The following is a 12,689-nucleotide window of genomic DNA, read 5'->3' on the forward strand; positions in this document are numbered from 1 at the left end:
TTGTGATGCGGGGTCAGCGGTAGGCGGCGATGGCGAGGTCGCCGATGGTGGCGTCGACCGTGGTGGTCATGTCCCGTACGGGCCGGTAGTGCTGGTCGGCGATTGCCTTGAGCTGCTTGGCGACCTCGGCGGTGTCGTGGTCGAGATAGAGGTGTTCAGCCAGGCCGAGGACTGCGGTGAGGCCGGCGAGGGCGGCGGTGTGGTTGTCGGGTTGTTCCCGCCCGGTGGTGAGGTAGCGCAGCCGGGATCGGGCGACGACCGGCCACTTGCTGTCGGTGGCCTGGTAGGTGTCGGCGCGGATGAGGCCGCCGAGGCGTCGCCGGCTCTGCTGGCGCAGGATGCCGGCGGCTACGAGTCCGGCGCGGGTCCGCTCGTAAAGGTCGCTGGAGAAGGCGAGTAGCCACATCCGCAGTGGTGGGGCGGCGTGTCGAAGGGAGGAGAGGGCGGCGTTCGCGATCAGGTCGCCGACGGGCTCGTAGCTATGTAGGCGGATGGGCTGGTCGGTGACAGAGCAGGCGCTGTCGTGCGGGCCAAGGTGGATCCGTCCGGCGAGGAACAGGTCGATCAGCACCGCGCCGGCCAGGCCGAGAGCGAGGGCCTGCCGGTGCAAAAGGAGTTCACCAGTGTCGTCGTTGTGGCCGAGGAGGTACAGCTCGTCGCGGAGCGGCAGGCGGGGGAGTGGGAGGCTCATCGATTGACCTACCGCTGCCCGGTGGCGAGTTGGCGCATCCGCTCGTGCATGCCGCCGTACGGAGCCCGGGCTGCGGGCAGCGCCTTGTCGGCTACGGCGACGATGACGTAGTTCGGGTCGCAGACGTTGCCGATGAGTGCCCGTCCGATCTGGGAGACAAGCTGGTAGGCGTCCAGGACGTTCAGTCCGGTGAGTGTGCTGGCCCAGGTCACGAGATCGTGGTGGGCGATGCGGTAGGCGTCTTCGAGGGGTCGGGCGCATCCCACGGACATGATCGACGTGCCGGTTTCCAGCCGCGGCCACGGCGTGGGTTCGTCTTTGACGACGTCAACGATGAAGGTGATGGTGGCGGCGACCTCGATGCCGGCGCCGCAGGCTTCGCCTTCGCCTTGGCGGGCGTGGGCGTCGCCGAGGGCGAGCATCGCCCCGTGCACGTTGACCCCGAGGTAGAGGGTGGTGCCGGCGCGCAGCTGCGGGGTGTCGAGGTTGCCGCCGTGGGTGTCGGGGACGAGGGCGGAGCGGGCTTCGAATCCGCCGGGGGCGACGCCGATCGTGCCGATCATCGGGTCGAGTGGCAGGTCGATGGTGTGGTCGCTGTCCGTCGCTTCGAACCGCACGGTGCCCGCCTGCCGGTCGATCCCGTACACCCATACCCGCTCCTCGAGGGGCGGCTGGAGGGTGGCGGTGTGCGTGGTGGAGGTCAGCGCCCCGAAATGGGGGAAGGCCGCCGAGATTCCCCAGTCCCGGGCCGGAACGATGGAGACAACGTGGACGGCGAGGGTGTCGCCGGGCTCAGCGTCTTCGACGAAGAACGGCCCCGACACCGGGTTGAGGTAAGGCATACGGCATACCTGTGAGGGCAAATCCGCCGGCCCGCGGACGAGTCCGCCGAAGCAGTCCTCGGTGAAGACCTGCAGCACGTCACCGGAGCGCAGATGCGCTACCGGCATCCGGCCGCCGAAGGTGTAGGCCAGCTCGTCGCGGGCCGGCCGATACACGATTTTGTCCACGGCACTCACACCCGCTCCACGCCACGCCGCAGCGGCTGAACCGGCGCCAGCCCGGACAGCACTGGCCGGCGGCCGGCGGCATACAGGCCGGCGAGGACGAGCACGCCAAGGGCGAGCCAGGCCAGGCCCAGACGCTGGGCAGCAATGTTGGCGTTGACCACCACGTAGGCGAGGACCACGAACCCCAACGACGGCATGACGAGATGCGCCCACCAGTTGCGGCTTCGGCGGCGGATGAGGTGATGCACGACGACAGAGACGTGCAGGACCAGGAACGCCACCATCGCCCCCGAAATTGATCAGCGACGACAGCAGGGTGATGCCGTCGGCGCGGGTGGCCACGTACAGGCCAAGGGTGAGGGACACCGCGCCGGTGAGCAGAGTGGCGTTGATCGGGACGCTCCGCCGCAGAGACACCTTCGCCAGGAAGCCTGGTAGCTGCCGGTCACGGGCCATCGCGTACAGCAGACGGCTGGTGGCGACCTGCGCGACCATCGAGTTCGGCAGCCCCCACGCGATCGCGGTCGCGACCGCGCACAGCATGACCAGCCAGCTCCCGCCGGCGGCGCTCGCGGCGTCGTAGAAGGCGGTGCCGTTCGGGTCGCTCGCGGCGAGGAGCCCGGGAGGGTCGGGAACCAGCATCGCGGCCAGCCACGTCTGGGCGATGAACAGCACCCCGGCGAGGACGAGAACAGCGGCCATCGCCCGGCCGATCTGCCGGGAACCGTCGCGGGTTTCCTCGGCGAGCATGGATATCCCGTCGAAGCCGAGGAACGACAACACCGCCACCGACACCGCCCCGGCGATGAGCGACCAGGTGAAGGTCTGCGGGTTGTAGAACGCGTCCCAGCTGAAGCGGCCCTTGCCGGAGGTCACCGCCGCTACGGCCACGACGAGGAAGATCGCCAGGATGATCACCTCGCCGACGAGCATCACCCGGGTGACCGCCGCCGTCAGTCGGATCCCGACCGAGTTGACCACTGTGTTGACGGCGACGAACCCGAGCAGCCACACCCAAAGCGGCACCGACGGCACGGTCGCGTGCATCGCCACCGACGCGACGAGGTACAGCAGCCCGGGCACTAGGACGTAGTCGAGGAGGATCACCCAGCCGGCGAGGAAGCCAACCGCAGGATGGACGCCACGGCCAGCATAGTTGTAGACGCTGCCCGACATGGGGAACGCTTTGACCATCTGGGCGTAGGAGAAGGCCGTGAACACCAGCGCGGCCACCCCGATCGCGTAGGCCAGGGCCACCATCCCGCCCGAGGCGGCGTACACGCTGCCGAAGATCGCCATCGGCGCGATCGGCACCATGTAGACCAGGCCGAACGCCAACAGATCGCGGAACCGCAGCTGCCGGCTCAGCTCCTGCTGGTAGCCGTATCGCAACAGCTCGTCAGGGTCGTACATCAACGAACCTCTCATCTGTGACACTGCAAGGGGACATGTGTCGGTCATGAGCCGGAACCGAAGGTGCTTCGGCTACGCCGACCAGGACGAGGTCCTGACGCCGGCTACGACACCACTCAATGAGATCTGGACCGATGTCGGTAAGAGTGCGCCGCTGATCGCGACAGTCCGCTGACACGACTGCGAGTCCGACCGAACGCCCCTGCAGAGGGCTTGACGTTGAGCCGCACGAACCCCCTGTTCAATTCTGGGAAAACCGCGCCCGACGCCTCAGACCGTCTCAGGCGGGCGCGGTCCCTCCCTGGCATGGATGTCGCTGGATTGTCGGAACCCACCGACAACCCTTATCGACACACTTAGCGACGGTGTCCCCTTGATTGCGTCATCGCATCGCCTCGTCCCGAGGCGACGGAGACGGTGATCCCCTCCAGCGGGCGCGAAGGCGCGGGCGCTGTCATCAGAAGGGAAGGGTCATGACCTCGGAGACCATGCCAGAGTGCACTGCGGTCGGCCAGTGCGCCGCCGAGATCCTCGATCGGATGGAGGAGCACCCGGCGTACGACCGGCTGCACAGCTCCTCGATGAAGTACTCCAGCTGCTGGGCCACGTTCACCGGCTACCCGGCCATCAGCCGCTGGTCCCTCGAGCGAGACGCCGAACCGCTGCTCATCGAGGCCCTGCGCGTCCTAGCGCTCAAGGCCGCGGTGTTCGAGCTCTCTGGCGGCGACGAGCAGGCCGCCGAGCTGCTCGTGCCGGCGCCGGTCGACGAGATGATCCACGCGGTGCTGGCCCAGTTCACGCTCATGTCCCGCATGCAGGGCGACCTGCAGGTGGTCTTCCCGCACGCCACCGAGCTAGAGGAGTTCACCTACACCCGCGGGTGTATCACTGACGTCTACTACGCCGCCGCCGGCTGGGGTCAGCAGCCGCTGCGGTACTGGCTCGACTCCTCGGAAGTGTCCCGCCGCCTGGCCTTTCTCAACGCGCATTACCAGCGGGCCGGGCTGGGGCGCGACGGCAGCAGCCACGACTTCGACTTCGACGCGCCCATCTCGCCGGTCAGTGCAGTGCCGGTCAGCGGTTAGCGAGCTCCACCGACAGCACCCGGCGCATCGCGGCCACGACCTGCCGGGGGTCGAACCGTTCGCCGGCGAGCCGCTCCGCGCGGGCCACGGCGGTGAAGATGGCGTCCGGGTCAGCGTTGCGCAGAACCGCTACCAACCAGCCTTCCAGGTCGACCACCTCGGTGGGCAGCTCAAGGGCGGCAGCTGTCGGCGCCGGCCGAGCCGATTCAACCGCGAGGGGCTCCCCGGCGGAGGCGTAGCGGCCGGGAGGCAACCCGACCCGGTACGGGTGGACGCACACCGCGGTCCCGGACGGGGCGACGCGCCACCCGATGTCCTTGTCGTAGGCGAACTCGGGGCCGGGTCGGTCGACCACGTCGAACTGGCCTGGCCCCAGTTCCTGCGCCGGGCACACCGCGCAGGTCTGCTCACACCACTCTGGCCGCGGACCCGTCACGGCATCGATGCTACGACAACCAGGAGGTATCCGGGTATGACCGTCTTATCCCATCCACGCCCCCGGCTCGTCAACCAGGCGCTGCGAGATGCCCAACGCTGGTGCGCCGGCCACACCATCGACGACCAGCCCGCCCTCGCACACGCCGTTCGCGTCGCCGTCACCATCGGCGAACACATCCCCGCCCCGGCACCCGACCTGATCGCTGCGGCTCTTCTTCACGATGTGCCCGATTTCGTGCCGTCGCACGAGGAGCTGTACCGGACGCTGACCGAGGCCTACGGCCCCGAAGTGCCTCGGATCATCGCCGCGTTGCAAGCCGAGCATCAAGCGCTTGACCAGCCCAATCCGCCAGTCGTCGTCGGGGACCTGGCCGTCGTGCTCGCCTCGACAGCCGACAAGATCGTCGCCCTCACCTCGCTACTGCGTCGTGCCCGCGCCAGTGGTCACGTCACCGAGTTCTTCTCCAGGCGGTCACGGCTCGTCGCCCTGCTTCCGTACTTCCGGGAATACAGCCAAGCCGCCCGAGCCCACACGCCCGTGGGCATGTCCGCGGCGCTAGACGTAGTTCTGAACTTGCTCGACCAGGTCGAGTCCAACCTGCCTCCAAGGGTGGCCCGATGAGTACGACCCAGTGGACTCGACCCACTGTCGACGTCCTCCGTCAGCATCTGCTCGCTGAGACCGGCTCGACGATGACAGCTTCAGAAGTCATCAGAATCTGGGAACTGTCAGGAGTCGAACGACTCCACCTGTCGAACGGCGCCAGTATGATCTTCAAGTTCGCGGTGACGCCATTCACGACCGAAGCCGACATCCTGATCAACCTCGCCGGTCACGGCATCCCAGTCGTAGCAGTAAAAGCCTGGGCAGTGCGCGACCACACGCTCGGCATGCTGACAGAAGACCTTGGCGTACCCGTGCGGCTCGCGACCGAAAACGACGCAGCGACCGCGGCCGTACGGCTTCACGCCATCCCGTCCCTCGGGTACCTCGATACCTTCGACGAGGAAGCATTGACGAGCTTGCCCGAACGGGGGCTGGCCGCGCTCGCCGCCTTGCAACGCGAGGGTCGCTTCCTCAACGCAAAGGACATCAAGCGAGCCCTGCAGCGCCTGGCCCCCCTCGCCAGGACCCGAGCGGTCGGCGCCGAGCGACCGCCCTTCGGCGTATGCCACGGCGAGTTCCACCCGACATCCCTGCACGTCGGTACCGACGGCACGCGGCTCCTCGACCTCGCCAAGGCATTCAACGGTCCAGGCCTGCTGGACCTGGCCACCTGGTTCGGCACCCGTGCTCCTGCCAAGCCCCAGAGCCTGAACCGACTAATCCATGCCTACATTCACGTCGGCGCCCACCCAGATGCGGCGAGTTGTCGCGGCGGGCTTCCCGCAGACCAGTGGGCGCTGGGCTGGCACCGCATCTGGGCCGCGCACTGGTTCCTCGCCCACGCCGCCGCCAGGCACCACGGCCGCATGACAGACGACGCGCACCGCTCCATCATCCGTCGCCAGCTCACCGGTGCCGTCACGCTCTTGACGTCGTCGTAATCCACGATTTGATAGACCAGGGAATCGTCCCGAAAGGGCGGCGTGGACGCCGACGATGTAGTCAGCGCGTGCTGCCGTGTCCGCGGAAGTGACGAACACTGGGCGGCCGCGTCGCATGCGGGTAAGGCGAGATGGTTGTCGGAATGATCGCTGCACGCTCTGACAATTCCTTGACATCGACATGACCGTCCGGCGGGAAGATGTGCGGTCCAATATCGATGTGATTCGGCGGGGCGCGGGAGGATGAGGTGATCAAGGAGGACGTCCAGGCGGCCTGGCGGGAGCTCGGTCGACAACTGGCCGGATGGCGGCAGGGGGCCGGTCACACTCAGCAGAGCTTGGCCCCGCTCGTCTGTTACACCCGTAGCAGTATCGCCAACATCGAGGTCGGCAGCCAGCATGCCGACCGCGGATTCTGGCGTCGGGTAGACGACGTCCTTGGCGCCGGCGGAGAGCTCGTTGCCGGCTATGAGCATGCAGATGCGCTGAGGCGACGCAGCCGACAACCGGTACGAGCCAAATCCGAATCGACCGGCGCACTGTCGACCGCTGAGCCAGCGCAAAGGCCGGACCTGTCGGCCGGAGCCGCTCTGGAAGACGTGGACGCGATCTACGAGCGCCGTCTACGTATCCCCTCAACGAACGTAGACGAAGCAAAGTTGAGTTACCTCGAGGACGGGGTCCTGCGCGCCATCGTGGACAACGAGCGATGCCCACCCGGCATCCTGATTCCGCGGGTGCGCCAGCTACGAGACTACGTCGACCACCTCCTGACGGGTCGGCAGCATCCCCCGCAACGAGCCCGGTTGTATACGCTCGCCTCCTACCTGTCCGGGCTGCTCGGGGCACTCGCACTCGACCTGGGTGCCTTCCGACCAGCGCACGCTTACAGCGCCGAGGCCTTCGAGCTGGCAGATGCCGGGGGACAGCCCGACGTACAGGCCTGGGCGAGGGCGGTGCAGAGCCTGATCGCCTACTACGCCGGCGCGTACCACGACGCACTCGCCTACGCCCAGGACGGCGCCCGGCGCTCACCCACTGGCCCGCACAGCATCCGCCTCGCCGTCAACGGACAAGCCAGGGCGCTGGCCCGCCTCGGCGACCGCTACGGCGTTGACGAGGCCGTGGAGCGAGCATTCACCCTGCTGAACGCTCGTCCATCCGATGCGGAAGTCAGCGCGAGTCTGACCACCGGTTCCTACTGTCATGCCAGGACGGCCGCCAACGCTGCGACCGCCTACCTCACCATCGGAGCACCGCAGAATGTCACCGGATATCTGACCCACGCGTTGGACGCCTTCGACCAAGCCGCGCTCCGAGGACCCCAAGCCCTCAGCCGTCTCGATCTGGCTACCGCCGCGCTTCAACAAGACCAGCCCGAGGTCGAGAGGGCGTGCACCTTGGCCGTCGAGGCGATGACCCTTACTGCGGATCAGCGCTTCGAATCGGTCAGGCAGCGAGCCCGCCAGTTCCTTGCGATAGCCCAGCCGTTCGCCGCCTTGCCCGAGGTATGTCACGTCGTGGACCTCATCGTGGAGCGCGGCAGCCCAGCACAGCAGACGCCGCCCGCCTTACCATCGCCACCATGACCAGCCGGGAACGCGACAGCCTTCAGCAACGATGGGACGCCTACCAGCGTCTACCCGAGCTCGTTGAACACTGGTACTGGCGCCCGGGCTGGAGGCCCGACCGCAGCTTCTACACCTGGCACGTGACCTTCGAGGGCCAGACCGCGCTGCACGACCTCGTCACCAGCCTGCAGAAGGAACTCGCCCTTCCCGGTCTTGACCCGGTACCGCTGGACGGCTTGCACCTCACCATGCAGGGACTCGGCTTCACCGACGAGGTCCACCAACAGGATTTAGTCAGGATCATCGACGAAGCCCGCAATCGGTGCGCCGCTCTTGCGTCGATCGAACTGACCCTCGGACCGGTCGACCCGGACGCCGAAGGCATCGGACTCCTCGTCGCGCCCTGGAATGCTGTCGAGGAACTGCGCCTCACGATTCGCGACGCCGTCGGGTCTGTCTGGACGACCGTGCCCGAGGCCGCTGACGGCTTCCGTCCGCACGTGACGATCGCCTATAGTGGCGACTCGGTACCGACCCAGCCGATCCGCGCACGCCTGGTGGAAGTCCGGGACCTTACTCCCGTAACGGTCAGGATCACCGAGGTCCCGCTCATCGCGCTGCGGCGTGAAGATCGCGTTTACCGGTGGGACACGGTGGCCACTGTCAGACTCGGTCAACCATGAGGCCTGAGGAAGGTGCTACGGGTGCCTCAGCATGGGCCGCCGACCTTTCGATCCTAGGTGCAGCCTCGTAAGGTAGGCCGCAGCGCGGCCAATCCGAGCCGAGATGCTAGGCCTGACGGGGGTACATGGATGGTGTCCTGGCAGCCCCTTCAGGCCGGGGATCCAAGAGAGTGTGGCGGCTTCCACCTCACCCACCGGCTTGGCCAGGGCGGATTCGGTACCGTCTTTCTCGGCTTCCGGCCAGACCTGCCTGATCCAGCAGCAGTCAAGATTTTCACCTCTCAGTATGCGGGATCGCCCCAGTGGCGAAAGCGCTTCCTCCGCGAGATCGAAATGATCAAGACAATGGCCGGCCTGCACACGGCGGCCCTGCTGGACTCCGGCGGCCATGACGAACAGCCCTGGCTCGCGACCAGGTATGTGCATGCCCCGCCGCTTCACACTCTGGTCCATCAGTACGGTGCATTCGACGTCCTTCCCGCGTGGTGGCTTGCTACGGGGTTGGGCGAGGCACTCGCAGAAATCCATGCAAAGGGCATCTTGCACCGCGATCTCAAACCGCAGAACATCCTCGTGGAGGGCTCCGGTATCAAGGTCATCGACTTCGGGATCTCCCGCTTCTCAGAAGGGGGTGGGATCACCGTCGATCCAAGCTTCTTCGGTTCCTCCGAGTACTGCGCGAATGAGCATCTCTTGGACCCCAGGAAGGCAACTGAGAAGTCAGACGTGTTCGCCCTGGGTGCCGTTCTCGTCTGGGTGACGACGGGCCGAACGCCGTTCGACGGCGTCATGCCTCACGACCGGCTGGCGGGCTTCCCTCCAAACCTCGATCTCGTGCCGGAATCGCTCTACGACCTGGTCGAGTCATGTCTGGCGGCTGACCCCGCGAACCGTCCAACAGCGCTGACGGTGTTCCGAACTGCGCTCGATCACCTGACCGATTTTGCAGTCCCGCTGGCCAGCGAGGCCGGATTGCCGCTGCCGCCCGAGATCCGAGATTTCGTCGATGCTTGGGCGGCCGAGCCTGTCCCGGTGCCGACGTTCGTCCTCGTGTCGACCGGTGGGAGCGGTGTCGGTGCCGCGGCGTACGAACCACACAGGGGCACCGGTGGAGGCGACGGGGCGTCGGCGGCTGGGAGGGATTTCAGCACGGGCTGGGTCGCTCGGTGGCGGGACGTAGTGGATCGCCGACGAGACAGTTACGGACAATAACCTACCTGCGTGCGCTTGAACGGGAAGATTATATGAGCGAGTCGATAGTCAGCGTGGATAGCGACGACGAGTGTCAGTTCGCCTCGGGCATGACGGTGCTAGCACGAGACGAGGAGTGGCTCGTCACCGAAGTCAGCCGTACGCCGGATGGTTCTCGGCTGGTGGTCACCGGGACCTCTCCGCTCGTCCGTGATCAACCGGCGGTCTTCTTTCACCACCCGCGCGCGTTGGACACCGTTACGCCGCTGCGCGCGGAGGACACCCAGCTCATTCACGACACGTCGCCCGGCTTCCGCCGGTCTCGCCTGTTCATCGAGGCGCTCCTGCGCAAGACGCCCCTCCCGCAGGGCGAACGACGCTTGGCGACGGCCGGTACGCACCTGGCTGACGACCTGCTCTATCAGCGAGAGCCGGCCAATCGCGCGTTCGCGAACCTACGGCCTCGGCTGTTGATCGCGGACGCGGTCGGTCTCGGCAAGACCCTGGAGATCGGGCTGCTGCTCTCGGAGCTGATCAGGCGAGGCCGCGGCGACAGGATCCTGGTGGTAACCCCCCGCCACATCCTGGAGCAGTTCCAGCACGAGCTGTGGACCCGCTTCGCTATCGGGTTGGTAGGCCTGGACTCCACAGGTGTCGCCCGGATGCAGCGCAAGCTCCCAGCGGGACGTAACCCCTTCGACTACTACCAGCGGGTGATCGCGTCGATCGACACCCTGAAGAGCGCTCGCTACCGGGACCAGCTGCGCCGAGTCCAGTGGGATGCCGTCGTCATGGACGAGTCACACAAGTTGATCAGCAAGACGGCGCTGAACAACCAGCTGGCCCGGGTGCTCGCGCCGACCACCCATGCGTTCATCCTCGCATCGGCTACCCCGCACAACGGCGACGACGAGTCGTTCAACGAGCTGATCAGCCTTATCGATCCCACCGCTATCGTTGACGTCAAGAAGCGTGCCACCCGGGATCAGCTTCAGCGCCTTTACGTCCGGCGGCATAAGATGACCCCCGATGTGGCCGCGCAGCTCGGCGCAGAGTGGGCGGAGCGCGCCAAACCGCAGTTCGTCGACTGCCGGGCGACACCGGCCGAGGAAGCGGTCCTGGACGAGTTGTACGCGACCTGGATCGCCCCGCCAGTTGCGAAGTCGCCCCCGGTCACAGGCAAGGGCAGTCGACTGTTCCCGGTTACCTTGCTCAAGGCGTTCCTCTCCTCCCACAAGGCACTGCTGGAGACCGTCGAGGGCCGTCTCAAGCGCGGAGAGGGCAATCCTGCCCGTGCTCAGGAGATCGCCGCTCTACAGCGCCTCGCCGATCTGGCCGGCAGGGTGACTGACGATGACTCCGCCAAGCTTGCCGCTCTAGTGGAGGTGCTGGTGGATAAGATCGGTATCGGCCCGAAGTCGCCAACTCGGGTGGTGATTTTCTCTGAGCGCCGTAAGACGATCGACTGGCTGCACCGGCAGCTTTCGGCTCGGCTTGGTTTCGAGCAACAGGACGCGGCGCCCCAAGGCCAGAAGGGCGTCACCGGTCCGGTGCGCGTTCTACACGGCGGTCAAGCCGACGAGGATCAGCAACGCATCGTCAAAGACTTCGCCCTGGAGAGCAGCGACGTACGAATCCTGCTGACCAGCGACATCGCCGCGGAAGGCGTCAACCTGCACCGGCAGTGCCATCAGCTGGTCCACTACGACATTCCCTGGTCGCTGATCACCATCGAGCAGCGCAACGGCCGCATTGACCGCTACGGCCAACGCGTCTCGCCGCAGATCCGGGTGATGTTGCAACGCTCCGCCAACCCGAAGCACGAGGCCGACGAATCGGTGTCGAAGGTCCTGGCCAACAAGGAAGACAGCGCGCACCGCACCCTGGGAGAGGCCGCCGCATTGATGGGCCTGCGGGACGAGGACGCCGAGCAGATGAGCGTCGAAGAAGCGTTCCTGGCCGGACGCGATATCAACGAGGTCGTGCCTGACGAGCCGACCGACGACGATGACATCTTCATGGCCGGCGGCGGCTTCGACGAGGACCAGACGGTAGGCGAGGAGCAAGGTCGGCCCGACGACACGGTGCGGCCGCCCCGACTGTTCGGGTCGACAAGGGAGTTCGTCGAGGACGCGTTCGCCGAGGCGTTCCCTAATCCAGCGGAAGCCATCGGTCTGACCTGGCTGGATGCCGCCGACTACCCGGATACGTTCGAATTCGATCTCAACCGCGACGGGCATCGCCTCGCGGACCTACAACGCCGCCTCAAGGTGCTGCCGCAGGCATATCTGGACGAGCGGCGGGTCCTAGAACAGATGACTCTGACCTTCTCCGCCGAGGTGGCCACCAACCGCCTAGAGTTGGCCCGCAAACACAGCGGTAACCGTGCCAAGCGCCGGGGTCCGGCAACCCGGGAGCAGAAGTACGCCGAGTCCGGCTGGCCAGACATCTCCTACCTCACCGACCAGCACCCGGTCATAGAGTGGCTGGTCGACAAGGTCCTCGCCCGCAGATCAGCCGACACCACCCACGCCCGGCGCTTGACCGCGCCGGTCATCGCCGCCAATGTCACCGATCCGGTGTTCCTGGTCAACGGCCGGTACTCGAACCGGCAGGGTAAGCCGACCGTGCTCGCCTGGCTGGCCCTACACCACCGCGCCGACGGCATGCAGGTCGACGGGCGCGAGTTCGTCCAGGTGTTGCACGATGCGAAGGTCAACCGGGCAATGCGGATGAGCCCCATAGGTGACCTGCCTGCGCTGGAATTGTTGATCCCCAAGGCCGTGGAAGTGGCCCGGGTCGAAATGGCCGAGCGCCGTCGCGCCGAGGAGGACAAACTCATGGCTCCGCTGGTCGCCTACAGCGAGCAGCTTCGCCGGTGGGAGGCCGCGACCGGCGCACGCTACGAGCAACTTACCCTCACCGCCGTCCGGAGCCGGGAAGAACAACGCGTACGGCACACCGCGACAAAGGTTCGACAGCTGATCGACGAACTCACCACCGACGGCGAGCCGATGATCCGCGTCGTCGGTGTCCTCGTCCCCGAACGGAGCGTGTGA

General features: G+C 66.6%; 10 protein-coding genes and 1 pseudogene. 7 read left to right on the forward strand and 4 right to left on the reverse strand.

The annotated features are described in order from the left end of the window. Window positions 1–13: 13 nt before the first annotated feature. The 3 genes and pseudogenes from ACFOYX_RS08830 to ACFOYX_RS08840 form a co-directional block, all read right to left on the reverse strand. On the reverse strand, window positions 14–691 hold the full coding sequence (locus tag ACFOYX_RS08830) for a GPP34 family phosphoprotein (protein ID WP_322442705.1): 678 nt from the start codon (window positions 689–691) through the stop codon (window positions 14–16). A gap of 8 nt (window positions 692–699) precedes the next feature. Next, a complete protein-coding gene (locus ACFOYX_RS08835) occupies window positions 700–1,641 on the reverse strand; it encodes an acetamidase/formamidase family protein (protein WP_377533871.1) in 942 nt (313 codons plus the stop codon). Window positions 1,642–1,706: 65 nt separating this feature from the next. Next, window positions 1,707–3,114, reverse strand: a pseudogene (locus ACFOYX_RS08840) (APC family permease). Window positions 3,115–3,587: 473 nt separating this feature from the next. On the opposite strand from ACFOYX_RS08840, the gene ACFOYX_RS08845 reads away from it, so the two are divergent. Further along, window positions 3,588–4,199, forward strand: a complete 612-nt coding sequence (locus ACFOYX_RS08845; protein ID WP_322442703.1) for a hypothetical protein — start codon at window positions 3,588–3,590, stop codon at window positions 4,197–4,199. Here the strand turns inward: ACFOYX_RS08845 and ACFOYX_RS08850 are convergent. Next, a complete protein-coding gene (locus ACFOYX_RS08850) occupies window positions 4,189–4,635 on the reverse strand; it encodes a hypothetical protein (RefSeq protein ID WP_322442702.1) in 447 nt (148 codons plus the stop codon). The genes ACFOYX_RS08845 and ACFOYX_RS08850 overlap by 11 nt on opposite strands. 36 nt (window positions 4,636–4,671) lie before the next feature. Here ACFOYX_RS08850 and ACFOYX_RS08855 point away from each other — a divergent pair, with 36 nt between their 5' ends. The 6 genes from ACFOYX_RS08855 (at window position 4,672) to ACFOYX_RS08880 (ending at window position 12,689) form a co-directional block, all read left to right on the forward strand. Beyond that, entirely contained in the window at window positions 4,672–5,259 is a 588-nt protein-coding gene (locus ACFOYX_RS08855; protein ID WP_322442701.1) for a metal-dependent phosphohydrolase, read from the forward strand. Continuing rightward, window positions 5,256–6,185: a phosphotransferase gene (locus ACFOYX_RS08860; RefSeq protein ID WP_322442700.1), complete on the forward strand. Its 930-nt coding sequence runs from the start codon at window positions 5,256–5,258 to the stop codon at window positions 6,183–6,185. Before ACFOYX_RS08855 ends, ACFOYX_RS08860 begins: the two co-directional genes overlap by 4 nt. A gap of 248 nt (window positions 6,186–6,433) precedes the next feature. Continuing rightward, complete coding sequence (locus ACFOYX_RS08865; protein WP_322442699.1) at window positions 6,434–7,774, forward strand: helix-turn-helix transcriptional regulator; 1,341 nt, start codon at window positions 6,434–6,436, stop codon at window positions 7,772–7,774. Further along, entirely contained in the window at window positions 7,771–8,439 is a 669-nt protein-coding gene (locus ACFOYX_RS08870) for a 2'-5' RNA ligase family protein (RefSeq protein ID WP_322442698.1), read from the forward strand. Before ACFOYX_RS08865 ends, ACFOYX_RS08870 begins: the two co-directional genes overlap by 4 nt. Window positions 8,440–8,568: 129 nt before the next feature. Next, window positions 8,569–9,651, forward strand: a complete 1,083-nt coding sequence (locus ACFOYX_RS08875) for a serine/threonine-protein kinase (protein WP_322442697.1) — start codon at window positions 8,569–8,571, stop codon at window positions 9,649–9,651. Between the two features lie 32 nt (window positions 9,652–9,683). Further along, window positions 9,684–12,689: a helicase-related protein gene (locus ACFOYX_RS08880; protein WP_322442696.1), complete on the forward strand. Its 3,006-nt coding sequence runs from the start codon at window positions 9,684–9,686 to the stop codon at window positions 12,687–12,689.

Origin of the sequence: Micromonospora sp. GCM10011541 (assembly GCF_042650725.1) — a bacterium.
Classification (GTDB): domain Bacteria; phylum Actinomycetota; class Actinomycetes; order Mycobacteriales; family Micromonosporaceae; genus Micromonospora; species Micromonospora sicca.